Raw genomic sequence first — 25,783 nt, 5'->3', positions numbered from 1 at the left:
TATTACGAAATGACCTGTCAGGGCACGCAGTTTGTGGGCAGGATGAAAACCTCAGCAGTTTACGAAGTCGTTGAATGCCGTGAAACGACAGACGACTCTATCCTGGAAGACCAAATCATCAGGCTCTCTTCTGACAAAGGTAGAAAGGACTGTCCAACGGATCTCAGACGGGTCAAGATTTGCCGGGAAGAAGACGGCAAAGTACTGGTTTTTATCAGTAACGATCTAAAGAGAAGTGCTGCAGAGATTGCCGCCTTGTATAAATCCCGCTGGCAAATCGAACTGTTCTTCAAGTGGATTAAGCAGAATCTGAAGGTGAAGCGGTTCCTTGGGCGCAGTGAAAATGCTGTAAAAATACAGGTGCTCACAGCAATGATTGCCTACCTCCTGCTGCGCCTGGCTCAGATCACAACACCCTGCAAATTGTCGTTACAGCAAATAGCCCGAAGAGTCAGTCTTAATCTGACCCGCCGTTGCTCTTTGTTGGAATTATTCAGTGATCCGCCGGATAGCATGGAAGTCAATTCACTCCAGAATCAGGGGAGTCTGGAACTGGTTTATGCTTAACCGGACAGTAGTGAGTTGTAATGCCTTTTTATGAGATCTGTCTCTTTTCTCATGCATCCTTTTTAGGCGTCTTTGCAGGCTTTTGACTTTCTTCCCAAGTTGCTCGATCTCGTGTGTAAGTCTCTCTGCCAGTTCAAGCATTTCCTGCTTGTCGTGACACTCCTGGTCTCGACTTTGCTGGAGAGTGGCTATCTGGCTTTCAAGCTGCTTTGCACCCGCAAGAGTTTCCTTGTTTGCGGTATGTGCGCTCTCCAGGTCGCTTTGAAGATTTTTGACCTGACTTTCGAAGTGTTCAATACGCGCCAGAGTCTGCTTGTTTTCGGTATTTACACGGTCCAGAGATGTTTTAAAATTACCAACATCGGTTGTAAGTTTATGGGCTTGCTCAAGTGCTTCCTGTTTCTCCAACTTTGCATGTTTCAGCACTTCTTGCGTGTTAGCTAAATTACTTTCCAGCTGTTTTATTCTTTCTCGAGCTTGTTGGTTTTCTGAGTTTTTATTATTCAGCTCCTGGTTTAAGGAGTTGAGCCCTCCTGTCAGTTGTTCTATTTTCTCAATGGCTTTCTGCTTTTCTGAGGTCTCACTATCTAGGTTTTCTTTAAGGTTTTTTGCCTCGCCTGTCAGTTGCGCTATCTGTGTGAGGGCCTCCCTGTTTTTCGATGTTTCACTATCGAGATTGTTTTGTAGCTCTCGCATATCAGCCTTGATGTTCTTTAGCTGATTATCAGTATCATTGTATTTTTTCGTTTCCCTGCCTATTTGCTTTTGAAGAGAAGTTAGTTTTTGATCTTTCTTACTTATTTTCTCCCTGAACCCATGGTTTCGTGCAATTTCAGCAGCATTCTTAGCCTTTAACTGGGCGACTTCTTTTCGAAGTATCTTGTCTTCGGAGAGCAGGGTATCTTTTAATTCCTCTGTTTCTCCCTGAAGGGCGAGCAGACTGGATACTTCAGCTTTCAGCTGTTCTATTTGGGAGAGTAGCTCTTCATTTTTATCATCTGCATTCTCCAAATTACTTTGAAGCTCTGATGCAGAAGCCAGAGTCTTGAGCGGGTCTTGGTAGCTGGCTGCCAAGCTATTCTGGAGTTGGGATACCTTACCCTCGAGATTCACATTTTGTGCTTGTAAGTCTTCATAATCTGTATTCTTGGTATGTAGCTTGCTCTGAATTTGGGATAGTTCACATGCTAATTGCTCTTTTTCATGAGCTAGTACTCTGTTAAGTGAGTTTTGGGTTTCTATAACGTTCCTGATCAGTGTGCTTTGCTGTTCAAGGGTACTTATTTCCTGCTGCTTTTCTGTAAGTTTATCTCTCAGTTGAGAGGTTTCTAGATCACAACTTGCTTGGAATTGCGATTGTTTTTCTTCGAATCGCCTTTCCAGTTTCTTTGCCTCCTCTTTAAACCCTTCGGTTATTTGAAACTTTTCATCGTTCAGTCGCCTTTCGTAGCACTCTTTTTCTTCATTAAGTTTTTGATTGAAGTTTTGTTCTATATCGTTTATTTGTTTCTGGTGTTCCTGTGTTTTCTGTTCAATGGCAATTTGAAATCTTTCTTTTTCACTTTTTAATTTTTCCTCTATTGTAAGTTTTTCTTGTGTGAGGGTTTTATTTTCTTCTTTTATAAGGGATTTCTGGTTGCTTAAGTATTCTGATAATCGAATCATTCTCTCGGATTCGTTTCTTTTATATTCTAGATTGTCTTCAATTTCTTTTATCTTTTCACGTTTTTTATCAAGTTTTAAGCCAATTTGTTTGTTTTTTTGTTTAACCTCGTCACGCTCCTTTTTTAGTTGGCTGTTGATCTGCTCATATTGTCTGTTTTTTCTAATGACATCCTGTTCCTTCTCTTTAGATGCATTGAGGAGTTGCTCAGATGATTTTAATTGGTTCTCCTTTGTCTTGAGGTCAGCTTCTGATGTATCCAACCTTTGTTTTAGTTCCCCATTCTCTTGTTCTATTTTTGATATGGTCATCAAAACTGTTTGGTTATTATCACGAAGAAGAGAGTGCTGTCGATGAAGTTCTTCACATTCGTTTTTTTCCCTCGTAAATGTTTTTCAAGCTCATCAATTTTTTTTCTTGCTTTTGAGCCTCTTCAAGTATCTGGGCGCACTTGTTATCCATTTTTGAAAGTGCAGCTGTATATTCGCTTTGTTTTTCGTTTAGCCGGCACACGTAGCTTCTTCGTTCTTGTTCAGCCGTTGAGAGCAATGCCTTAAGTTGGGCTATCTGGTCAGATGGTATATTTTCCAGTTTTTTCTCCAGGGCCTGCTTGCGGCTTTGAAGGTCTTTGACTTGATCTTTTAAACAGAAAATCTGTTGGCGCTCCCGTTCTGATTGGCCGCATCTATCATTTAATTCACTTTGTAACAGTTCTGCTTCTGAGCGTCTTTTCCTTAACCGGGCTTTGAGGTGTTTTAGTTTGTCTGACAGTCTGGTAATGGTTCCTGTGTTTGCTTCATATAACTGTTGCAGTGATATCCGGATGGTTAAGGAATCCGGTTCGGGTTCGGTATCGGATGCAGAAGAGGCATCTGAACCCGTTGAAGAATCTGAACCCGTTGAAGAATCTGAATCCGTTGAAGAATCTGAACCCGTTGAAGAATCTGAGTCTGAGCTTGGTTCCGTGCTTGTGTCAGATGAAATATACAGGTTTTGTGCCAGCATTCGCAGTGGAGAAGGGGATCGCTCTTCCAGCGATATCGGAGACGCTGTTCCTTCTTTCTCGGGGATATGCGTCTGCTGTGGATCAAGCGCAATAACCGTGCCTGTCTGGCTTACGGAACCTTGAGATACAGTCTGGCTTGAGCCTTTAAGCATCCAGTGCTCACTATGTCTGCCTGTAGACTGCATTCTTTTACAAAGTCTCTCTGGGGTAAGGGTTCATTATTAGAATCACTCCCCAGAAAATAGTTTCCGTTTACGGCCGTAAATGGCTTCTAATAACCAGCATGTGAACAATGCTGACAATTAGAGAGGCTATCAGCATGATTTTTTGTGCCTTGCCCACCCACTGTGTCAGGATAGTTCCCACTGTGTCAGGATAGTTGTCCCACTAGCTGATTGATCAACTCTAAGTCAGACAGTGGGTTGCCAATAAAGACTTTTTGGGGCTAAGCAATCATCATTAGAATCACTCCCCCAAACAGTCTCCACCTGCGGTTGCAGATGATTATTTCAGTGAGACAGAAAGCCAGCCTCGTTCCTGGGCAATGGCTTTTAACTTGTCGTCAGCATCCACAGCAACCGGGTTACCGACTTTTTCCAGAAGTGGAAGGTCATTCATGGAGTCACTGTAGAACCAGCTGTCTTCCAGCGAGTGGCCGGGGTTCTCTTCCATCCACTCAAGGAAGCGGGTGATTTTGCCTTCCCGGAAAGTTGGAATGCCTGTGTAGTTACCGGTGTAGCGCCCATCAATCATTTCTACATTGATAGCCAGCCGTTCGTTTATGCCGATGGCATCAATGATTGGGTTTACCACAAACTCATTGGTGGCGGTGATCACCAGCAAGGTATGCCCCTGATTGCGGTGCTTTTCCAGCAGTTCAGGAACCTTGGGTTTGATCAGGGAGCGGATACGGGTCTCGACAAACTCTTCCCGTAGTTTGTGCATGGTTTCTGCGTCGTTATCGGCTAGTGGTTTGAGGCTGAAGGCAAGATACTCTTCGAGGTTGAGTTCACCTCGGCAGTACTGTTCATAAAAATAATCGTTGGCCTCTTTGAAGGAGATTGGATCAACCACTTTCTTTTGTACCAGAAACTCGCCCCAGGCATGATCACTGTCAGTATCAATAAGGGTGTGGTCAAGATCAAAGATAGCTACGGTCACCGGATAACCTCAACGCAATAGTCTGTGAACGGCAATCATAACCACCTCAAAGGCCATGAGCCATATTCCGTTTATGACTATATTTGTCCTTCTCAGGTTTTAAAGGCAGGAATGTCATACGTGTTTTTGCAGATTTTGTGCTTTTGCAAATTTAATGCTTTTGCAAATTTAATGCCGAATAAGTATTAGTGGTTTGCCGAACCATCACCCTTATGGAACAATGCGGGTAATAGACTTTGCCAGGATAGCCTCGTGATTGATTCTGATGGGTTCCGGCCTAATGTCGGCATCATCCTCACGAATGCGTGCGGACAGGTGCTTTGGGCCAAGCGAATCGGACAGGATGCGTGGCAGTTTCCCCAGGGTGGTATAAACGGTGATGAAACACCGGAAGAAGCCATGTACCGGGAGCTTTATGAAGAAGTGGGACTGGAACCGGATGACGTCAGGATACTTGCCTGCACCCGGGGTTGGTTGCGCTACAGGCTTCCGCGCCGACTGGTGAGAAGAGACAGTCGGCCATTGTGTGTTGGGCAGAAGCAGAAGTGGTTTTTGCTGCAACTGACCAGTGCCGATGAGCGGGTACAGGTGAACCTTTCGGATTCGCCGGAGTTTGATGGTTGGCGATGGGTCAGCTACTGGTATCCGGTTGGTCAGGTGGTAACGTTCAAACGGGATGTTTACCGCAGAGCCATGAAAGAGCTGGCGCCAAGGCTGTTGCAGGTTTTGGGTTCATCATAACAAGCAGTAAACAGTGCGAAAGTACTGCTTTGCATGTGGGAAGAATACAAAGGGGATAGAGCTGAGCATGTTGAGCACACTGCGAAGAATCGTCCAGGAAGTAGGTGCTGCCAGAGATCTTCAGGCAGCGCTGGACGTGATTGTTCGCAGTGTTCGCATGACTATGTGCACAGAAGTGTGCTCCGTTTATCTCTACGATGAAGACACCAGTCGCTATACCCTGATGGCTTCTGAAGGCTTGAATCGCAAGGCTGTTGGTCGGGTGACTTTATCCCGCTCCGAAGGTCTTGTGGGGCAGGTTGGCCTTCGAGAGGAGCCCATCAACCTGGAAGATGCTGCTTCGCATCCCAAGTTCCGTTATCTCAAAGAAACCGGGGAGGAGCGTTTTCGCTCCTTCCTCGGTGTTCCCATAATTCATCAACGCAATCTGCTCGGGGTTCTGGTTGTTCAGCAGAATGCGAAACGTCGCTTTGATGAAAGCGAAGAATCTTTTCTGGTCACAATGTCAGCCCAGCTGGCCGGTGTGATCGCCCATGCAGAGGCCACAGGCTCTCTGCACTTTCCCGAATCTGTTCATGAACGTCCCCGGCAGTCTCGTTTTGTCGGGGTTGCCGGGTCTCCGGGAATAGCCATTGGCTCTGCAGTGGTACTTGCCCCACCAGCCGACCTTAGTGCTGTTCCAGATAAAGACACCGATGATATTGAAGGTGAGAATCAGGCCTTCTTTGACGCTCTGATTAGTGTTCGGGAACAGATGAAATCAACGGCTGACAAACTGGCCGACCAAGTGCCTGCTGAAGAGCAGGCATTGTTTGATGTGTATCTCCGCATGCTTGATGACAATGCCCTGGGGGCTGAGATAGCCGCCGTCATTAATAAAGGGCAGTGGGCACAGGGAGCGCTCAAGCAGGTTATAGAAGAACATGTACGCCACTTTGAATTGATGGAAGACCCTTATCTGCGCGAGCGGGCTGTGGATATCCGTGACCTTGGTCGCCGGGTTCTTTCTGTTCTGCAACAACATCAGCAGGATGAAGTTGTCTGGCCGGAGCAGGCCATTGTTATCAGTGAAGAATTGACACCAGGAATGCTTGGGGAGATTCCCCGGGATAAACTGGCTGGCTTGGTTTCTGTGCAAGGCTCTGGAAATTCCCATGTTGCGATTTTGGCTCGGGCTATGGGGGTTCCGACCATTATGGGTGCGGTCGATTTGCCTTGGGAACGAATGAACAGTCGAGAGTTGATCGTTGATGGCAACCTGGGGCGTGTTTATGTATCACCTTCACCGGAGTTGCTGACTCAGTATCGTAATCTGGTGCATGAGGAAAAGGCCTTTGTTGAAGGCTTGGAATCCCTGAAAGATGTACCTTGTATAACCCCTGACAACTACCGTTTACCGTTGTGGGTGAATACTGGGTTGATGACCGATACGGTACGTTCCTTGGGTCAGGGAGCTGAGGGGGTTGGCTTATACCGGACAGAAGTTCCCTTTATGATTCGGGAACGGTTCCCCAGTGAAAAAGAGCAGGAAGAGATTTATCGGGAACAGTTAAGAATTTTCCATCCTCGACCAGTGACTATCCGTACGCTGGATATCGGTGGTGATAAATCCCTGAGTTATTTTCCTATCAAAGAAGAGAATCCGTTTCTTGGTTGGCGGGGGATTCGGGTAACGTTAGATCACCCTGAAATTTTTCTGGTACAGGTTCGCGCAATGCTCAAAGCGAGCGTTGGGCTGGATAATCTTCGCATAATGCTACCGATGATTTCTGGCGTACCGGAAGTGGAAGAATCTTTATACCTTATTCACCGGGCTTACCATGAAGTTCTCGCTGAAGGTCTGGAGATTCAGCTGCCACCTGTTGGCGTAATGATTGAAGTACCAGCAGCTGTTTATCAGGTGGCCGACTTTGCTCGCAGAGTAGACTTCTTATCTATCGGTAGTAATGATCTGACCCAGTATATTCTTGCTGTTGATCGTAATAATCCAAGGGTTGCTGACTTATACCACAGCTTCCATCCGGCAGTTTTGCATGCTTTGCAGAAAGTGGTTAAGGATGCCCATGAGGAAGGAAAGCCCGTTTCTATTTGTGGTGAAATGGCTGGCGACCCAGCGGCTGCTGTTTTGTTAATGGCTATGGGCTTTGATGTGCTTTCCATGAATGCCACCAACTTACCTCGGGTTAAGTGGGCGTTACGTAATATGCCTCTTGAGCAAGCCAAAGAGTTACTCGCAGAAGTGATGAATATGGATAACCCACGGGTTATTCGCAGTGCTGTGGAACTGGCTCTGCGCCATCGCGGGCTCGATAAGGTTCTTGGGAATCGTGCTGATCTGAACTGACGTTTCTTACTCAATTATCTAAATTGATTCTGTGGCTTCTTTGATACAAGTCTGGAAGAATGTTTATGTCGGTAAAAACAATCATCGCTAATCCGAAGCCTGAACTCAGCACTGATGGCAATTTCATCATTGATATGCACAGTACTACCACCAATCAGATATAAGCAAACTCAAAATCTTCTTGTCAAGATGCACCTCGCTTCTATCCAGAGCAGGTGAAAGAGATGGTATTTGCAGTTCCGAAAAATTCCAGAACAGAAGAGATAGCCCGGCACCTCTCACTCCAGAAAAAAGACATAGCGGGGTCAAGAGTGGAGTGCTTCGGTAAAACGGTGGAACGCTCCCGTGGGGTCATTCATTCACCAGCCAGTGTTTCACCCGAAGTACTAAAACCAGCGAAAGAATTATTGTCTGTGCATGTTTTGGAAAATAAGAAAAGTGAAGGGCGAGTTTCTCTGGAAACCTTTATCAAGGACAAGTCAGTGATGGCATCTTCAGAAAATACTCTCACTCCGTCCCTGGGGCTCAATTAGGCATCGAACTCAGCATTGACCGATCAAGACTGACCAAGTTTCCGCAATTTATAGTCAAAAGAGCAATTTATAGTCAAAAGAGCAATGCTTTTTGGGGTTAAGCACATTACTATCGGGTGTAAAAAAGAAAAGCCGTTTTATGTCTTCTACACGCCCTGCCTACAATACGCTTTCCAAGGCTGTGAATAGCTATTTCACGGACAATGGCTTAGCCAAAACTGGCACATCAGATCTTTACCAAAAAGTTTTTACCATTCTCGCTTTGCATGTGAGCAGTTATGTTTTGTTTTTAAGTCTTCCTTCTCCATGGGGATGGGCTGTGTGGTTCTTTCATGGATTAACCACTTGTTTGGTGGGCTTCAATATCATGCATGACGGTGGGCACGACAGCTTAACGCCCAATAAAAACCTCAACCTTCTTGCCGCCAGAACATTTAATCTTATTGGTTCACACGCATATTATTGGCGCCAGAAACACAATCTAAGCCATCACTCTTTCACCAATATCAAAGGAATTGATGAAGATATTGAATCCTTTGGCATGCTGCGTATGAGCCCTCATCAGAAGCGCAGCTGGTTCCATCGGTTTCAACATATCTATGTCTGGTTGATGTATCCGACAGTCAGCCTGATCTGGTTTTTCTTTCTGGATTACAAGGCATACTTCAGTGAGAAAATAGCTGAACGTGATTATTCCCAGCCATACGGGAAAAATGAGTCCTTACTATTCTGGTGCAGTAAGGTTGGCTATATCGCTATGTATGTTGTAATTCCAGTTTGGTTGCTTGGTTGGGAATCAGCCCTGATTGGTTTTCTGATCATGCATGCTGTGATGAGTACGGTGTTTACCGTCGTATTTCAGCTTGCGCATGTTGTGGATAAGGCAGAGTTTCCCGAGCTTGGTAAAGATGGCCAGCTGAAAGAAGAGTGGGCGCTGCACCAGTTAAAAACAACTGTAGATTTTGCTCCCGGCAGCTGGTTCCTGACTTGGTGTTTGGGCGGTTTGAATTTTCAGACAGAGCATCATCTATTTCCCCGAATTAGCCATGCTCATTATCCTGAGCTTTACCGTATTGTGCGTCAGGTATGCCAACAGAATAACTATCAGCACCGGGTTTACCCCACGTTATGGCATGCATTGCGCGGACATTATCAACATTTGAGACATATGGGAAAATCAGGAAGCCCTTATCGGCAGGTTGAATACAGTCCCTGAACTGTTTGGAAACTGTATTCGTTTTAAGGTTAATGCCAGTTTATGGAGAGATATTGCCAGAATGGCCCATAAAAGCGGTGGGGAAGCGGTGAATTTGGCTTTTATTTAAGCTTATGTTCCCCTGCTTAGTTCTTACGCTGCAGTGTTCTCTGGGCTATGATCGATGGTCACGGGATGAAATAACAGCAAGAATAAAACTATGTCCTCATACGATTTCGTGATTATTGGTGGCGGCTCCGCTGGTTGTGTTCTGGCCAACAGGCTCTCTGCCAATGGTCAATACAGTGTTTGCCTTCTGGAAGCCGGTCGCGATGGCAAGTCCGCACTCGTCGATACCCCCATGGGTATTTTGGGTCTGATGAATACCAGTCGCTATAACTGGCAGTTTCAGGGAGGGCCGGAGCCTTTCCAGAATAATCGCACTCACTATTGCCCCAGGGGCAAGGCCTTGGGCGGTAGCAGCGCCATTAATGCCATGCTGTATATTCGCGGCCATAAAGACGATTATGAAAATTGGACGCCCTCTGGCAACCCGGAATGGACGTTCGACGATCTGTTACCTTATTTCAAACGCAGCATGCATCAGGAACGTGGAGAGAGCGAACGCCATGGAGTTGGTGGGCCTTTGAACGTTTGTGATGCTCCTTATCGCCACCCCGTGGCAGAACGTTTTGTTATGGCGACCGTGGAGGTCGGCCATACCTATAACCCGGATTTTAATGGCTCTGACCAAAACGGTATGGGCTGGTATCAGCTCACTATGAAAAATGGTGAACGCTGCAGCGCTGCTAAGGCTTATCTGTTCCCGATTGAAGGTCGAGACAATCTCACCATTATTTCACAGGCTTATGTCACCCGGATTCTGTTTGAAGGTAAGCGCGCTGTAGGTGCCGAGTATGAGCATCAGGGAAAAATCCAGGCAGTAGAAGCCCGGCGGGAGGTTCTGTTGTGTGCAGGTGCGGTGCAAAGTCCACAACTGTTGATGCTTTCCGGTGTTGGTGATCCTGACGAACTTGGTAAGCACGGTATTTCTGTTGTTCATCCATTAACAGGTGTTGGCAAGAATCTGCAGGAACATGCTGATGCTGTTCTGGTTCAGCGCAGAAAAAAGCATGACAGTGTTTCGTTAAATCCTCTGCAATTGATGACTCAGGGAGGAGAGTTCTGGAAATACTGGCGCAATCGCAAGGGGTTACTGAGTATGCCGCCAGTAGAAGCTGGTGGGTTTATGAAGTCCGACCCGTCATTAGATCGCCCTGATCTGCAGGTGCAGTGTATTCCAGCGCTATTTGATGATCATGGCCGTAACTTTCGGTTAATGATGGGGTGGGGCTATTCGGTTCATATTAATCTGCTTAGGCCAAAGAGCCGTGGCACATTAACCCTCAATAGTTCTGACCCGAAAGATAAGCCAAAGCTTCAGTTCAATATGATGTCTCATCCTGATGATGTGGCGTTGATGATCAAAGGTCTTCGGATGATGCGGGAAGTTTTTGCTGCTCCAGCTTTTGAAGAGTTCAAGGGGGAAGAAGTCTTTCCCGGAAGTCAGGCTCAAAGTGATGAAGAACTGGCTGAATTTATTCGTGAAAGGGGTGGCCATGTGTATCACCCTGCCTGTACCTGCAAAATGGGTGAAGATGAAGAGGCTGTGGTTGATTACCGATTAAGGGTCCATGGCATGGAAAATCTGCGGGTTGTGGATATCTCTATTTTGCCGGACCTGATCAGTGGTAATACCAATGCTCCGGCAATCGCCATTGGTGAGAAGGCCTCGGATATGATCCTTAGCGATACTCAGGAGTCAGAAGAAGCACAAGAGGAAAGAGTTGAACAGAAGCAGGTTGTTGCCAAGAAAGTCAGGCAGGGCGAGCTTGAACTGTAAATTGGGTTAGCCGCAAAGTGGCATAACCCAACACTTATAAAACATGAAAACCTGTCAGGATAAAACAGTTTTAGTATTGGTTAGCCAGCGTTCAGGCATAGATAACCTTTCATGAAAAGCCTGTTCCAGTTCACCTTCCACATCGTATTGTTGCTCGTGCCAGTTTATGCTGCCATCCCGCTTAAGAATCAGGGCAACACTGTTGCGGGTTCCATAAGCGGGAGAATGAATAAAACATGGCGATAACATGCGTTCCCAGATTGGGTCGACTCCGGTATCTGGAATCTGGTCATCAGGAGGACGATGTTCATCGTGCAATAATTTGATCAAATGCTTTGGGTTGATTTCGTGGTTGGAGATCGCCTGCTTTAAGTGTTTTTTCAGGCGGCGCACTTTCGGCCAGGGCGTATTCAGCAAACCATTACTCAATCCATATAACCCAGGTTTAAGTTGGCGAATAATATTTTCCCGGTTGGAGTAGTACCACAAACCGGTGTTGTCCCCTAGCAGCAAATTGAACCCGGCATACTGCTTATTCCGAGTATGTACCTGTTTTAAAAACACTTCCGCTGTCACGTCTGTGTTTAAAAAACCGCTGGTCAGTTCTCCCCGAGAACGTTCACCACTGGTGTCCAGCTCCCTGAAGTTGGTTATGGCAGCCAAACGACCTTTGGTGCTAACAGCCAACCATGTTCCTCCGGCCCTGAGATCAAGACCACCAAAAATATCGGGATGTTTGTCCCAGAAGTGAGCCTTCCGGGTAGGTCGCTGGTAGAATTCATCGCGGTTGGACAACATGATCAGAGGATGATCACTGTCTGGATCCCAGTTAAGGGCTATCAGGCACATGGCTTATCTGCTTCTTATCGGTGTACTTTCATCTACGTACACTACACGACAAGGGATTCAGGTGCGATGACTTCATGGGGCATCTTCAAGGCTTCATAGAGCGATTTCATAAAAGAGCGACGGATTATTTAACGTGGAATTTTTAGGGTATCTGGTTACCGGGGCTGCGGCAGGCACATTGGCAGGGTTGTTTGGTGTTGGTGGTGGACTGATTATAGTTCCGGCACTTGTTTTTGCGTTTACTCTGCTTGGTCTTTCTCCAGAGTATATAACTCACCTTGCAGTAGGAACCTCCTTGGCAACCATTATTCCTACTTCACTCAGCTCTACGTTCAGTCATAACAAAAGTGGCAATGTGTTCTGGCCTGGGGTAAAGCTGCTGGCTCCGGGAATTATGCTGGGTGCCTGGTTAGGCGTTGCCATTGCTGTTCAGTTAAGCAGCGCGTCATTGCAGTTGATAATCGGTATAGGCGCAATTCTTATTGGTTTCCGTTTGTTGCTCAGCAAGAAAGAAGATAAAGGCGGGCAGGGAGCTTTGCCTGCACCACCGCTGATGCTTACCGGCGGTACAATGATTGGACTGATCTCTGCCATTTTTGGTATCGGTGGTGGTTCATTAACTGTTCCTTTTCTCACCCGGTTTGGCATGGGGATGAAATGGGCCGTGGGCACGTCGGCCGCTTGTGGTGTTCCAATTGCTGTTATGGGAGCAGTGGCCAATATTGTATTGGGAGACAATATTGAAGGCCTGCCCGAGCTGAGTACTGGACTTGTGTACTGGCCAGCGTTTGCCGGTATAGTACTGATGAGTGTTCCCTTTGCCCGTTTGGGCGCCAAGCTGGCGCATCAATTGCCGGCAAAAGTTTTACGCCGTTTGTTTGCCTGTTTGTTGTTTGTTGTCGGGCTGAAATTTATTTTAGGAAGTTGAGGACAGGGTGTGATTTCGTATCCCGATATCAATCCAATTGCTCTGGAATTGGGGCCGTTGAAGGTTCACTGGTATGGCCTGATGTATCTTCTGGCATTTTCAGGTGCATGGTTTCTAGGAAGCCAACGTTGCAAAAAGTCCGGCGGATTATGGAACCAGGATCAGCTTTCTGACCTGATTTTTTATGGCGCCATAGGCGTAGTTCTTGGTGGTCGCTTTGGCTATGTGCTGTTTTACAACTTCGATTATTTCCTGCAAAACCCGCTCTGGCTGTTCCGTATCGATCAGGGAGGAATGTCCTTCCATGGCGGAATGTTGGGCGTATTTGTGGCGATGTATCTTTATTGTCGGAAGATTGGGAAATCCTTTTTCCAGACCACCGATTTTATTGCTCCTCTTGTTCCCTTTGGTCTGGGGGCTGGGCGCATAGGTAACTTTGTTGGTGGCGAACTTTGGGGCCGCGCCAGCGATGTGCCCTGGGCAATGATCTTTCCAACCGACCCGACACAGATTACCCGCCACCCTTCTCAGTTGTATCAGTTCTTTATTGAAGGTGTGGTGATCTTCTCCATTCTCTGGTGGTTCTCCTCGAAAACTCGCCCAAGAATGGCGGTGTCCGGCCTGTTTCTGATTCTTTATGGCAGTGGCCGAATCATTGCCGAGTTCTTCCGCCAGCCTGATCCCCAGCTCGGCTATCTGGCCTGGGACTGGCTCACCATGGGGCAGATTTTAAGTTTGCCAATGGTGATTATTGGTATCGGATTTATGGTTTACGCCTACCAGAAAAAACCTCTGGTGGACGGTATGAACAGTGATGATCGTGCCTGGCTGCAGGCGGCTGCCTCTCAAAAAAAGCAGACTGAAAAGATAGCTAAGCAAGCTCGCAAAAAAGGATAAGAGCATGAAACAGTATCTGGATCTGATGCGCCACGTGAAAGAGACTGGCGTTTTCAAAGGTGATCGTACCGGAACCGGCACCTACAGTGTGTTTGGTTACCAGATGCGCTTTGATTTGGCGAAAGGTTTCCCATTGGTGACGACTAAGAAATGTCACCTGCGCTCTATCCTTCATGAATTACTGTGGTTTTTGAAAGGTGAAACCAATATTGGCTACTTGAAGGAAAATGGCGTTTCTATCTGGGATGAATGGGCGACTGAAGAAGGTGAGCTTGGTCCGGTGTATGGCAAACAGTGGCGCAGCTGGGAAGGGCCGAATGGCGAAGTTGTAGACCAGATTACTGACCTGATTAACGAGATTCAAACCAATCCTAACTCACGCCGTCTGGTTGTGTCTGCCTGGAACCCAACCGTATTGCCGGATGTTTCCATTAGTCCGAGAGAGAACGCAGCACAGAACCGACAAGCTCTACCACCTTGCCACTGTCTGTTCCAGTTCTATGTATTGGATGGGAAGCTTTCCTGCCAGCTGTATCAGCGCAGTGCGGATATTTTCCTGGGTGTTCCGTTTAATATTGCCAGCTACGCATTGCTCACCATGATGATTGCTCAGGTCTGTGATCTGGAACTGGGAGATTTTGTGCACACCTTTGGTGATGCGCACCTTTACTCCAATCATATGGAACAGGTGGAAGAGCAGCTTTCCCGCAAACCTTTGCCTTTACCTGAGATGAAACTGAACCCGGCTATTAAAGATCTGTTTGATTTCACTTTTGATGACTTTGAGCTGGTGGGTTACCAGGCTCACGCCCATATCAAAGCGCCGGTTGCGGTTTAACGGATTTAGTTATTGTGCGGGTGCTTTTCTAATTAAAGAGGGTGCCCGCAGCACTCTTTAAGCAGTGGAAAAATACAGGGAGCGATAAACGCACAGGTCGGTAGAATCCTGATCATAGTTATATCCTTCTCCCCTGCTTTCCCCAGCCTGTTAGCTGATTGAGAACGCCCCCTGGTTCACCGGTGGCCAATGTCCTAACCTTCCTGTTGGTGAACTTTGTTTTAGAGCGCTGTCTTAAGTAGAGACTTTTTACAGATCTACTGAGTTCAGACTATGGAAATACGACCCTTAACAAAAACGTCTTGGAAATCTGATCCTTTAGAAAAATCTGATTCTGAAGGCCTAAAAGTACCAGGCTCTTGGGGGCGCACTTCCGTTACAGCTGTTCCCGGTGAAATGTCTTTATTACTTGGAGTGTTGTCCGATGTGTCTGTGGGTTTTGCAAAGCGCGCTATTTCTACCTGTCTGACCTACTCTCTCTGGCTCCCTTGCCGCTTGGCAACGCCTTTTGTCGACTGCTGCAATAAACGCCCATTACTGTTTGGTAAACCTGTCAGTTTATGGCGTCAGATAACAACTGCTCTTTGGAGGCTGGAGCCTCATGGATTCATTCCTCAGCGTTTCGATATAGTCAGTACAAATAAAGAAACGGGAAATGTCATTGTCAGAAGCAGTCTGCCGTTTGATGAAAGTGGTTCTTTAGCAATTGACAATATTCTGGAAGAACTGAATACAAAGCTTGGACGCACCGGAGCAGATAAGCTGACTATCGATAGTATTCATCTGGATCTGTATACCCTACAGAATCGAGTGTGTGAGCACGAAGAGTGGGAACGATTAGAAAGTGAAGTAGCGGCTCTTCAAAAGAAAAACGTATCCATAAGCTTTAACCCTTCGCCTATTAGCGGGACTGTGATGGGGCCGATATGTTGTCTTCCCAAAGCTGTGCAGGATTGGTATCAAAAGAATGTTCCGTACTACCTGACCTGGACTCATTTTTCAGGATTGGTTGATAAACTTCTCCAGAAGCAATCAAGGCCAAGGTCAGACGGTAAACTAAGAGTGAGTTTGCTGCACTGCGCTCATGGCATAGACAGAACAGGGATGCTTTCTGCTGCTATTAAAATGAGTGAAGGTGCTACTTACAAAGAAGCCAGAGAAGAGGCGTGCAGGTTTGCTCAAACAAGATCTGGATACAATGATCTCGACAGTTTTGCTCATCACGGCTTGCAGAACTTTGCCCTTTTTCTGAAAGCTTGTGGTAAAGGGGAACACCTTGGCAATCTGGATTGGGACTACCATCACAAGGTTGATCAGCGTAAGCAAGACTGAGGCTTATAAACAGGCGGGAATATAATGAAGTTCTCGTCGTATAACCTCAGTGATAAGGTCTGAGGATCTCTAGCAGAGTCCGCAAAATTCTGGTTGCTAAGAGTGAAGCAGTTTGAAAGTGTTTGAAACAATGGATCAGTACAATATTGTTGGCCTGCTGCGTGAAGGTTTGCGTAAAGGTTTATGTGTCACCATTAATTCTGATGACCCATATTTCGGCGGCTATATGAACGATAACTTTAATGCAGTGGCTGAAGCGCACCCCATGAGTGAACAGGAAGTTGCTCAATTTACCCTGAATGCTATTGAAGCTAGCTTTATCTCCGGTGCAGAGAAAGACAGGCTTAATGGCATGATACAAGGTTATTTGGGAAGAATGCCGGAAAAGGCATAAGAAAAAACTCGTTATGAAAAGAGAGCTGTAGCCTGTTGCTATAGCTCTCATGGAAATGTGAGTTCTGTCACACTTCTGGCTGTGTTTTCCTTCTGGCTTCAGCGATAACATCCTTTCTTTTTCTGCTGTTAAAGAAAACCAATAATAATGAGTCTTGAGAAAATAAAGTCTTACCTGATTGCCCTCGCGAAATATGATGGTTCTGACCTTTATCTGAGCACTGGAGCTCCTCCCTGTGCCAAGTTTCAGGGCGTTTTAAAACCTTTATCCAAAGAACCTTTGGCACCTGGTGCCGTACGGGATATGGCCTATGGGGTTATGGATAAGGAACAGAGGGCAGAGTTTGAAGAAGAGCTGGAAATGAATCTGGCTATGTCTATTCCAAAGGTCGGCCGTTTTCGGATTAATATTTTCTCCCAGCGTAATGAGCTGTCTATCGTTGCTCGAAACATCAAAGCGGAAATTCCAAATTTTGATGATCTGAAACTTCCCCCCCAGCTGAAAGACATTATTAACACCAAGCGGGGATTGATTCTGTTCGTAGGGGGAACGGGTTCAGGTAAATCCACCTCACTGGCGGCACTAATAGATCATCGAAATGCTACATCCGGTGGTCATATCATCACTATCGAAGATCCTATCGAGTATGTGCACAAACACAAGAAATCCATTGTAAACCAGCGTGAAGTCGGAGTGGATACTCGTAGTTATAGTGCTGCTTTGAAACAAACTCTTCGGCAGGCGCCAGATGTTATTTTGATCGGTGAAATCCGTGACCGGGAAACTATGGAACATGCTCTGGCCTTTGCCGAAACCGGTCATTTGGCGATCTCTACATTGCATGCCAACAATGCTAACCAGGCGATTGATCGTATTCTCAACTTTTTTCCGGAAGAACGTCGGCCACAGTTGGTTATGGATCTGGCGATGAATCTGCGGGCTTTTGTTTCTCAGCGTTTGGTTAAAACCACTGACGGTAAGCGTGCAGCTGCCGTTGAAATTCTTCTGGGTACAGAGACCATTAAGGAAAAAATCCTTAAGGAAGAGTTTGAGGAAATCAAAGGCATTATGGAAAAGTCGGAAGGAGTGGGTATGCGCACTTTCGACAGTGCTTTGTACCACCTTTATAGGGAAGGGCGAATCGATTTTGATGAGGCGATCAAGAATGCTGATGCCCCAAATAACCTGCGTCTGCGTATGAAGTTGACTCAGGACGATATCGGAACTTCAGATTCTGGTGGATTCAGTTTCAGCCTTGAGGAAGAGCCAGAGAAGGAGAAACCTTCTGGCAAGGCGGTGTTCGATATTGATGACTCAGATGTTACCTGATCATTGAAGACCCGTGCTGCTGGCGGGTCAGGATGCTTCCCGAAACGTTAGCAGTTGAACCAGTTCATCTTTGTTTTCCAGAAGATCTGCCAGTGTGTAGCTCTCAAGTACAGCCACAAAAGCATTCATCGCTTCTATCAGCACACCTTTTAATCGACAGGCTGGCTGCAATCGGCAATAGGGGCTGTTGCAGTCGATGACCTGCAGGTTGGGTTCCATATCCATAACAACCTTGCCGATATTGATCTCATCCGGATTCATGCCCAGCTCAATACCACCGCCTTTTCCTCGAATGTTTCTCAGGTAACCCAGTTGTCCGAGTCGCTGAACAATCTTCATTACGTGGCTGCGGGATATGTCGTAGGTGGCGGTTACTTCTGCAACAGATAAGCGCTCACCTTCTGGCAGAAGGGCTGCCTGAATCAGGGTACGCAATGCGTAATCGGTATAGCGGGTTAGTTGCATGGTGTCGTGCACCTATTGATTCAAATCAAGTGAATCTTAAAGAGTTGAGGATTTTTCGACCAGTGGTGGTTTTTACGTATTCGTCAGTTGTCGTTTTGGTGTAATCCTAAAGATGCAAAAAAAATGAATCTTTAGATTTTCAAATAAGTTATCTGCATTCTGATGAGGTCTCTACATGTTCTGCGTACAGTGTGAACAGACAATTCGAACTCCTGCCGGCAACGGCTGTTCCTATGCCCAGGGCATGTGTGGCAAAACATCTGAAACATCTGATCTGCAGGACGTGCTGATCTACATGCTGCAAGGTGTATCCTGGTATGCACAGCGAGCGCGTGAATTCGGTGTTGTAAATGCTGACGTGGACGCTTTTGTTCCGCGTGCCTTTTTCGCAACCCTGACCAACGTTAACTTCGATAACGATCGCATCATTACTTTTATTCGCGAAGCTAACGCCGCCCGCGACCTGCTGAAAAATGCTTGTGCAGAAAAAGGTGCTGACCTCTCTGATGCAACAGGCGCAGCAAAATTTGAACTGGCTGAAGATATGGCCGGTATGCTGCTACAGGCTCCTGAAATGGTACCTAACCGTGGTCTGGCAGAAGTGGGTGAAGATATTGTTGGCTTGCGTCTGTTGTGTTTGTACGGCCTGAAAGGTGCAGCTGCTTATATGGAGCACGCCCGTGTTCTGAACCAGCAAAGCGAAGAAATTTACGCACAGTTCCACAAGCATATGTCCTGGCTGGCCACAGATTCAGCGGATATCGGTGCTCTGCTGGAGTGCGCGATGGCGATTGGCCAAATGAACTACGGCGTTATGGAAATGCTGGACAAGGGCGAGACCGATGCCTTTGGTCACCCAGAGCCTACTCAGGTGAATGTGAAGCCTGTGAAGGGTAAGTGCATTGTTGTTTCCGGCCACGATCTGATCGATCTGGAAGAGATCCTGAAGCAAACCGAAGGTAAAGGCATCAACGTTTACACTAACGGTGAAATGCTGCCTGCTCACGGTTACCCAGAGCTGAAGAAATACAAGCACCTGGTTGGTAACTACGGCAGTGCATGGCAGAACCAGCAACACGAATTTGCTGAGTTCCCAGGTCCAATCGTGATGACCTCCAACTGCATCATCGACCCGAATGTTGGTAATTACGCAGATCGTATTTACACCCGTAACATTGTTGGCTGGCCTGGTGTGAACCACATTGAAGGTGAAGACTTCTCTGCCGTTATCGAAAAAGCTCTGGAAATGCCAGGCTTTGAATACGATGAAATTCCTCACAACATTCTGACCGGCTTTGCCCGCAATGCTCTGATGAATGCTGCACCTGCTGTTGTTGAGGGTGTAAAGGCTGGCGATATTAAGCACTTCTTCCTGATCGGCGGTTGTGACGGTGACAAGGCCGAGCGTTCTTACTACAAAGAGTTCGCAGAATCTGTACCTCAGGACAGCCTGATCCTGACTCTGGCTTGCGGTAAGTTCAAATTTAACAAGCTTGAGTTTGGCGATATTAACGGCATTCCACGTCTGCTTGACGTTGGTCAGTGCAACGATGCCTACTCCGCTATTCAATTGGCTCTCGCTCTGGCTGAAACTTTTGAGTGTGGCGTAAATGATTTGCCACTGTCTCTGATTCTGTCCTGGTTTGAACAGAAAGCGATTGTTATCCTGCTGACTCTGTTGTCCCTCGGCATCAAGAATATCCACGTTGGCCCAACGGCCCCTGCGTTCCTGACAGATAACCTGCTGGGTGTGCTGGTGGATAAGTTTGACCTGAAGCTGACTTCTAATGTCGAGCAGGATTTAAACGCAATCCTGAACGCTGCCTGATATTGATTTGAGAGCCCAAGTTATTGGGCTCTCTTCTCCTTTGAGATGATTCCATGCTGATTTCCGAACCTACTAATAACGAATCTCTGGACTGGGCGCAGGCTCCTCTCTGGGAAAAAGGAACCGTTGAACTGATTTGCCAACAGGTGATTCGGGAAACAGCGGATATCTCTACCTTTGTTTTTCAAATGAAGGAGAAAGCCCGTTTTAACTTCAAGCCTGGGCAGTTTATTACCCTGATGCAGGAGTTGGATGGTGAGATGGTGTACCGTTCTTACACCATCAGCTCTTCTCCTTCCCGCCCTTACACTCTGAACCTGACGATTCAACGTGTGGAAGGTGGCCGTATGTCTGGCTGGTTGTTTGACCACCTGAAACCAGGAGCAACGATCAAGGCTACTGGCCCTGATGGTGTGTTCAATATTATTGATAAGCCAGCGACCAACGTGCTGTTTATGAGCGCTAGCTGTGGCATTACTCCGGTGATGTCTATGAGTCGTTGGTTGCTGGATACCTGTACTGACGCGGATATCCGTTTTATCCACAGCGCACGCAGTGAAGCAGATATTGTTTACCGTCGTGAGTTGGAAATGCTGGATGAGCAGCATGCTTTCTTTAATCACAGCACCGTTCTTGATGACCGTGATGGCTGGTTGAATCTTGAAAAGCTACAGCAGCTGGTACCCGATCTGCACTCTCGTACGCTTTATATCTGTGGGTCTCCTGTTTACATTGAAGCCGTGCGTGAGATGGCTAAGAGTGCTGGTTTCAATATGGATAACTTCCATCATGAAATCTTTAACGATGCCATGATCAAGGAGATTGCAGATCGTAGTGAAGTACCAGAAGTTTCTGGAGAGGGTTTTGAAGTTGCACTTGATAAATCAGGTGTAGTGGTGACGGTTGACCCAAATGAATTGCTGGTTGATACGCTGATGGCTCAGAAAGCACCCGTTGTTGCCGCCTGTCGTGCTGGTGTATGCGGTGCCTGCAAAGTGAAGATCATTGATGGTGAAGTGGAAAGCGGTAGCCAGATGACTTTGACTCCTCAGGAAATTGAGCAGGGATATGTGCTGTCCTGCTGTTCACGCCCGCGTTCTGATTTGCGGGTTGATATCTGATCTATTGTTGTGAACAGGTGATGCTGTCGGTCGTTTGGTTCGACAGTTGACCTTGTTGAGCTACCCTCCTCTGGTATTAACATCTGTACACAGTTAAGGATGACTAAAGATATACAACAGTGAAAACGAGTCACTTTTCCTATAGAGCTGTTTGGGGTTATTGATTTCATTAGTTGTTCAATAAGCGGGTATGTTCATCCGCGGGTCTTTGAGTAGATGATCTTGACTCAGCTCTGCCAGACAAAGTAATGTGCACGTGCAGCCCTTTCTGTTGTGGGAAGTGTTTCTGAGAGACAGTAAAAATATTATGTAGTCCTGTTGATCTGATTTCCGCCCACCTCTTGTTGCGAGTAAGAGGACCGCCAGCATTCTGGTCATAATTATATTCCCATGTACTCCAACCGTTATTTTCATGATTAAAAATCTGGAACTTGTGGGCGCTCAGAGGCCTGAAATATGGGACATTAGAGCCATCTTCTGATGGATGGGCTCGTAAGATACCTTTTGAGTTGTTATGGCTACGGGGATTGGGAGTGACTTCTATTTGATAAGTAATATTATTATGTTTGAAAGTCGGACTGAAAAAGTGATATCGAGGGCTGTAACCTTGTAGGTAGGGCACCTTCCATTCCAGATAAGAGTTGTGATCAGTAATATGACCTTCAGTTAGACCTTTGGAGTAGCGTTCGCCAAGTTGTAGACTCTTTAATTGATCAGTCATCGTGGCAATTTGGGTTTCGGCTAATTTTAGTCTCTCATGGGTAGTGTGGTGACTTTGTGCGGCGGTAGACTCGGTATCCTCTTCGATTGATAGGGCCATAGTATTTGATTTAAGAGACACTGACATTTCCACCAGAATACGATCATTTTGTACGTAACCTTCCTGAACAGCTCGAAAAAATAAATCGTCGGGAAATGGTAGAGCATATCCCATATCTTTAACCACCGTGGAGAAGTTTTCCCTGCTTCGTAAATCGATAATACTCATAGATTCAGGCCACACCAATGACTGATGGGTTATTGGGTGGATGAAAGAGAACTCTATAGATTTCAATTTTTTCTTATAACTGTCCGATTCCAATTTTAAAGCTAGAGTAGCCTGTCCATTCAAGAACCCTACAAAAATAGACCAGCGTTCATCCTCTACATTAAACCAAAGACCGGATTTAGACTCGCATCCATAAAGCAAATTGTCAGAAGCTGACAAGGACGGTTGCTGAAAAACCCGTGTTGGTACGTTGAGGTGTAAGCAATTATTATCAATCTTTTCTAATATTTTTGTAAGAGATAGATCCTGCCGTATGCTTCTTCGTTTTTGAATGGGATGGCGAGGCGAAATAGCAACCTTAAAATGATCATTACCTTGGGTCCTATGATGCAGCCAATATGTTATGTCTTCTAACCTTCCTGAAGTCTGAAGGTTTCCCAATTTGAAAGTTGGGTGCGATGAAGGATTCACAGAGCGAATTTTTTGCGTATTCGCTGTAGGAACACTTTTGGTGAATTGGCTTGGGGTGACTCGTATCTTTTTATGAGTCGTGTTGTTTGCACGGGACGGAAGAATGAAAGTAACAGTGATATCATCTGATATTTTGCCACTCCACTGATCAGAGTTTCCTGATGTGTCCAGCAACCATACGTCTGCGGTATATAAATTTTTATAAGTTGTCGCATTAGCTGCACGGGTCAAATCAGCGGGATAGACTGAGACCAATAGCCGCTGTTGGGCCTCTGCAGAAGAACTGTCAAGCGTGAATGTGTCTGATACTCCTAGAAAAGATTGATGAAGCTTAATGTCATTCTCGATATCGCTCGCACCAATCTCTAAGGTTTGGCTGCTGATAAGGTCGGGATCAGAAAACGTCTGAAGTATGCGGCTATACTGAGTATCCCAGGATTGTTGCACGGCTTGTTTTATTTTTATTAACTCTTCTCCGGTCGTCTCTACTGAACGAATAATACTTGATGCTAAGGGGTAGAACTCGCTGTGTTCGTCGAAACTGAAAACAGAACTGGCTTTGAGCCGTGCAGTATTTATTTTGCACTTTATGGTGTGATTCTCATTGAATTCATCAACAGGTAAGACTTCTTGACAAATATGACACGTTACGTTTCGCTTTGGACACTTATTTGCGAAATGGTTTTCTTTATCGCGCTGATAGTAACGCTGTCCACAAAAATGACAATCACTTATTGGAGCTTGTTGGCATGTTTGTTGATGATTTTCCCATACTTGCTGCCAGTCATCGTCTAAAAGATTGTAATGCCATGTACATGTGCCATTCTTGCAATAAGCATAAAATCTTGGCTCGTCGTTTGCGGATTTATTTTTGGTACTTTCTATCAGGTTTTCAATTGATGCTTTTCTGATGAGACTCCTACCATTGCAACATTTGGCAGTGTAGGTTGCCTCCTCGTTTATTTTTTCTCTTTCCTCCAATTGCAAGCATTTTCTACAGATATAGCCAAAACAGCCACGGCATTGGAACAGGTCTCTCAGTTTTTTTGCGACAGCACCACATTTCTGATTTCCACAGATTAAGCCGTTTTCTCTCAGATTTTTCTCTGTTACCCAGACTGAGCCATAGGGCAGGAGATCCGCGCCTCTGCCAGCATAAACATTGGCTGACTCCAGTATAAGAGTCATCATGGTAAGCAGGATGATGGTCACGCTTACTATGGCTGGAGATAATATCCTTTTAGTACTTCTTTCCATTCTCTTTGCCTGATGCTCGTCGCAAAAGTCGGGGGGAGTATAGACAAGAAAGAGTTGTTTCAAATGAAATGAGGAGCTGAAAGTCAGGAATCAAACGCGAATATTGTGCCTTACTCTTTCTGGGTGAATCTATTGCTTTTGGGGGCAAGCGTTATGTTGGATTGACTTGCGGTTTTGTCAGCTATCGTGACCAAATTCTGAAGCCTTTTGCTGTCTAAGCTTTTTTCAGAAGGAAAATATCACACATCATGAATACAGCTCTTGGCAGTAGCTCAGCTCTTGGCAGTGCTATAGATGACTCTGGGATACAAAGCGATCAGGTTCAGACGTCGCTATCCGAAACTGCACCACGCCAAATAGCTTTTGGTCGCTTTCCCTGGGTGAGAACAAGTGACCATACTTTTCTGCGCACTGAAATTGACAAGCTTGCCCCTGAGCAGGAAGGGGATAAGGGAGTGGGGTTGAATTTTCGAGTTTGCAAACTGAACTGTTGTGAACCCGCTCTTGCCGTAAGAATTCCCCGTTCTATGATAGGTTCTATAGATAGTAAGTGGGTAGCCAAAGAGCTAGAGCGGGACAGTCAACTCTATGCGAATATGGTAGCTCACGAAAATATTGTATCCATGTTCTGTATGGTCAGTACGGAAAAGTACGGACTGGTTGAAGTGATGCCGCTGTACGACGGAGATATGGCTGACTATATGGAGGCCAATCCGTACAGTGCTAAAGAGATATGTCAGTGGTCGAAGTCTGTTTGTGCCGGATTGTCATGGATGCATGAGCATGGTTGGGTACACGGTGACATAAAGGTAGAAAATATTCTGTTTCAAAGCCAAAAACATGGCTTGAAACTGGCTATTACCGATATGGGCCAGACAAGAAAAGCAGGACAGACTTTGGATACTAGACCTGCATCCAGTAATTGTGCACCAGAGATTTCGACGTTCTGGTGGAGTCAGCGAAACCTGCTTTGTGAAACCTTTGCAGGAGTCGATTATGTAAAGAGAGACATCTGCATGACCAGCCATGACCTTTGGTCGATTGGATTTATGATTCGTTTTATGGTCGATTATTTTGATCGGACAGATGAGAAGGAGACCAGAACTCATATTCGCCGTTTCATGTCAGCTCCTGTTCCCAATCAGACCAGTGAAGTTGAAGAAATTACTGGTAGATTGACTCAGCGAACCAAACGAGAGCAAAGCTTGCCTTTTGCAGATCAAACGGTGGCATATTGCCGGGTTGAAGATAGTCCTGAGGGGAAAGAAGAACTGCGGGCACTGCTGCAACTGGCCCGCAAGGTTATGGCTATAAACTACGTTGCACGGCTAACAATTACTGAGTGTGTTACACAGCTGGCCAGCATTAACAGCTCCTCAGTCAGGCCAATGCCTTTTGCAACATAGTCAGTGCTTGTTCTGGCAGTGTCAGCTTTAAAGCGGCCTGCTGGGCTCTTTCAGACATCTTTGCCCAGGTTTTCTGCACAATACTGATGATCTTTTCTTCGGAATGCTTGGCAGCAAACGATAAGAAACCTGTTTCAATAAACACTAGACAGGCGCAATCTTCCAGTGCCTGCGCCTCTTCATTTCTTTTGATTCCTTGCTTGCGGATGATGGCTGCTGTGCGATCACAGCTATCAGAGTTATAGCCCTGTTCAGTCATAACCTGCACAGCCTTATCCGCATGGAGTTTGCCTAAGGCTGTGCGCCATTTCAGGTATCCGGTTCTGTCCATAGGAAAGTCTGAGCGAGGAATTTCCCATCGGCAAAGATGCTGGCTGCGAACTGCGATGACCAGCTCCTCAGAAGCTTCGGGATATAAAGTTTCCTGCCAGCGACTGCAATTTTCTGCATAAATCAGTTCTTCGGCCTTGCCGTCGACTTGCTTTGGGTCTTGGGCGTGGAGAGCATCAATAGACTGGATTACTTTTTGAAGTCGAGACATATCTGACACTCTGTTTGTTGTTGATG

At 46.2% G+C, this 25,783-nt stretch carries 22 protein-coding genes and 1 riboswitch; of the genes, 15 read left to right on the top strand and 7 right to left on the bottom strand.

Annotation, left to right across the window (positions count from 1 at the left end; translation table 11 throughout):
- The first annotated feature begins 9 nt into the window (after positions 1-9).
- A complete protein-coding gene (locus QMA35_RS09645; protein WP_281646939.1) occupies positions 10-567 on the top strand; it encodes an IS4 family transposase in 558 nt (185 codons plus the stop codon).
- Here the strand turns inward: QMA35_RS09645 and QMA35_RS09640 are convergent.
- From QMA35_RS09640 to QMA35_RS09630, 3 genes are all read right to left on the bottom strand, one after another.
- On the bottom strand, positions 526-2,541 hold the full coding sequence (locus QMA35_RS09640; protein ID WP_281646938.1) for a hypothetical protein: 2,016 nt from the start codon (positions 2,539-2,541) through the stop codon (positions 526-528). The genes QMA35_RS09645 and QMA35_RS09640 overlap by 42 nt on opposite strands.
- A gap of 52 nt (positions 2,542-2,593) precedes the next feature.
- Positions 2,594-3,235, bottom strand: a complete 642-nt coding sequence (locus tag QMA35_RS09635) for a hypothetical protein (protein WP_281646937.1) — start codon at positions 3,233-3,235, stop codon at positions 2,594-2,596.
- A gap of 505 nt (positions 3,236-3,740) precedes the next feature.
- On the bottom strand, positions 3,741-4,397 hold the full coding sequence (locus QMA35_RS09630) for an HAD family hydrolase (protein WP_281646936.1): 657 nt from the start codon (positions 4,395-4,397) through the stop codon (positions 3,741-3,743).
- 252 nt (positions 4,398-4,649) lie between these two features.
- On the opposite strand from QMA35_RS09630, the gene rppH reads away from it, so the two are divergent.
- The 5 genes from rppH (at position 4,650) to QMA35_RS09605 (ending at position 11,113) form a co-directional block, all read left to right on the top strand.
- Positions 4,650-5,138, top strand: coding sequence for an RNA pyrophosphohydrolase (gene rppH, locus QMA35_RS09625; protein ID WP_281646935.1), 489 nt, complete (start codon positions 4,650-4,652; stop codon positions 5,136-5,138).
- Positions 5,139-5,205: 67 nt separating this feature from the next.
- Positions 5,206-7,482, top strand: a complete 2,277-nt coding sequence (ptsP, locus tag QMA35_RS09620) for a phosphoenolpyruvate--protein phosphotransferase (RefSeq protein ID WP_281646934.1) — start codon at positions 5,206-5,208, stop codon at positions 7,480-7,482.
- A gap of 224 nt (positions 7,483-7,706) precedes the next feature.
- Positions 7,707-8,015, top strand: a complete 309-nt coding sequence (locus tag QMA35_RS09615; RefSeq protein WP_281646933.1) for a hypothetical protein — start codon at positions 7,707-7,709, stop codon at positions 8,013-8,015.
- Positions 8,016-8,154: 139 nt separating this feature from the next.
- The gene (locus QMA35_RS09610; protein WP_281646932.1) at positions 8,155-9,231 is read left to right on the top strand and encodes an acyl-CoA desaturase; all 1,077 of its coding nucleotides are present in this window, start codon (positions 8,155-8,157) and stop codon (positions 9,229-9,231) included.
- A gap of 199 nt (positions 9,232-9,430) precedes the next feature.
- Positions 9,431-11,113 carry a choline dehydrogenase gene (locus tag QMA35_RS09605; protein WP_281646931.1) on the top strand — a complete coding sequence of 561 codons (1,683 nt, stop codon included), beginning with the start codon at positions 9,431-9,433 and terminating at the stop codon, positions 11,111-11,113.
- A 54-nt stretch (positions 11,114-11,167) separates the two neighbouring features.
- Here QMA35_RS09605 and QMA35_RS09600 read toward each other — a convergent pair whose 3' ends face one another.
- Complete coding sequence (locus QMA35_RS09600; protein WP_281646930.1) at positions 11,168-11,962, bottom strand: NRDE family protein; 795 nt, start codon at positions 11,960-11,962, stop codon at positions 11,168-11,170.
- Positions 11,963-12,095: 133 nt separating this feature from the next.
- Between QMA35_RS09600 and QMA35_RS09595 the strand changes: the two genes are divergently transcribed.
- The 6 genes from QMA35_RS09595 to QMA35_RS09570 all read left to right on the top strand — a co-directional run bounded on the left by QMA35_RS09595 (position 12,096) and on the right by QMA35_RS09570 (position 17,680).
- Positions 12,096-12,890, top strand: coding sequence for a sulfite exporter TauE/SafE family protein (locus tag QMA35_RS09595; RefSeq protein ID WP_281646929.1), 795 nt, complete (start codon positions 12,096-12,098; stop codon positions 12,888-12,890).
- 9 nt (positions 12,891-12,899) lie between these two features.
- On the top strand, positions 12,900-13,787 hold the full coding sequence (gene lgt, locus QMA35_RS09590) for a prolipoprotein diacylglyceryl transferase (protein WP_281646928.1): 888 nt from the start codon (positions 12,900-12,902) through the stop codon (positions 13,785-13,787).
- Positions 13,788-13,791: 4 nt separating this feature from the next.
- Entirely contained in the window at positions 13,792-14,625 is an 834-nt protein-coding gene (locus QMA35_RS09585; protein ID WP_281646927.1) for a thymidylate synthase, read from the top strand.
- Positions 14,626-14,898: 273 nt separating this feature from the next.
- The gene (locus tag QMA35_RS09580; protein ID WP_281646926.1) at positions 14,899-15,957 is read left to right on the top strand and encodes a hypothetical protein; all 1,059 of its coding nucleotides are present in this window, start codon (positions 14,899-14,901) and stop codon (positions 15,955-15,957) included.
- A gap of 16 nt (positions 15,958-15,973) precedes the next feature.
- Positions 15,974-16,073, top strand: a riboswitch (purine riboswitch).
- 2 nt (positions 16,074-16,075) lie between these two features.
- Entirely contained in the window at positions 16,076-16,351 is a 276-nt protein-coding gene (locus QMA35_RS09575) for a hypothetical protein (protein ID WP_281646925.1), read from the top strand.
- A gap of 147 nt (positions 16,352-16,498) precedes the next feature.
- Positions 16,499-17,680, top strand: a complete 1,182-nt coding sequence (locus QMA35_RS09570) for a PilT/PilU family type 4a pilus ATPase (RefSeq protein WP_281646924.1) — start codon at positions 16,499-16,501, stop codon at positions 17,678-17,680.
- 27 nt (positions 17,681-17,707) lie between these two features.
- Here QMA35_RS09570 and QMA35_RS09565 read toward each other — a convergent pair whose 3' ends face one another.
- Entirely contained in the window at positions 17,708-18,145 is a 438-nt protein-coding gene (locus tag QMA35_RS09565; protein ID WP_281646923.1) for an Rrf2 family transcriptional regulator, read from the bottom strand.
- A gap of 175 nt (positions 18,146-18,320) precedes the next feature.
- Between QMA35_RS09565 and hcp the strand changes: the two genes are divergently transcribed.
- Entirely contained in the window at positions 18,321-19,973 is a 1,653-nt protein-coding gene (hcp, locus tag QMA35_RS09560) for a hydroxylamine reductase (RefSeq protein WP_281646922.1), read from the top strand.
- A gap of 53 nt (positions 19,974-20,026) precedes the next feature.
- The gene (locus QMA35_RS09555; protein WP_281646921.1) at positions 20,027-21,094 is read left to right on the top strand and encodes a hybrid-cluster NAD(P)-dependent oxidoreductase; all 1,068 of its coding nucleotides are present in this window, start codon (positions 20,027-20,029) and stop codon (positions 21,092-21,094) included.
- Between the two features lie 169 nt (positions 21,095-21,263).
- Here QMA35_RS09555 and QMA35_RS09550 read toward each other — a convergent pair whose 3' ends face one another.
- Positions 21,264-23,810: a hypothetical protein gene (locus tag QMA35_RS09550; protein ID WP_281646920.1), complete on the bottom strand. Its 2,547-nt coding sequence runs from the start codon at positions 23,808-23,810 to the stop codon at positions 21,264-21,266.
- A gap of 248 nt (positions 23,811-24,058) precedes the next feature.
- Between QMA35_RS09550 and QMA35_RS09545 the strand changes: the two genes are divergently transcribed.
- Positions 24,059-25,216: a protein kinase gene (locus QMA35_RS09545; RefSeq protein ID WP_281646919.1), complete on the top strand. Its 1,158-nt coding sequence runs from the start codon at positions 24,059-24,061 to the stop codon at positions 25,214-25,216.
- Here the strand turns inward: QMA35_RS09545 and QMA35_RS09540 are convergent.
- Positions 25,191-25,757 carry a DUF4202 domain-containing protein gene (locus QMA35_RS09540; protein ID WP_281646918.1) on the bottom strand — a complete coding sequence of 189 codons (567 nt, stop codon included), beginning with the start codon at positions 25,755-25,757 and terminating at the stop codon, positions 25,191-25,193. The two genes, QMA35_RS09545 and QMA35_RS09540, sit on opposite strands and share 26 nt — an antisense overlap.
- Between the last annotated feature and the right edge of the window lie 26 nt (positions 25,758-25,783).

The sequence above is a fragment of the Parendozoicomonas sp. Alg238-R29 genome (assembly GCF_947331445.1).
GTDB lineage: Bacteria > Pseudomonadota > Gammaproteobacteria > Pseudomonadales > Endozoicomonadaceae > Sansalvadorimonas.
The sequence above is the reverse complement of the archived record's forward strand: the minus strand, read 5'-3'. Positions and strand labels throughout refer to the sequence as shown.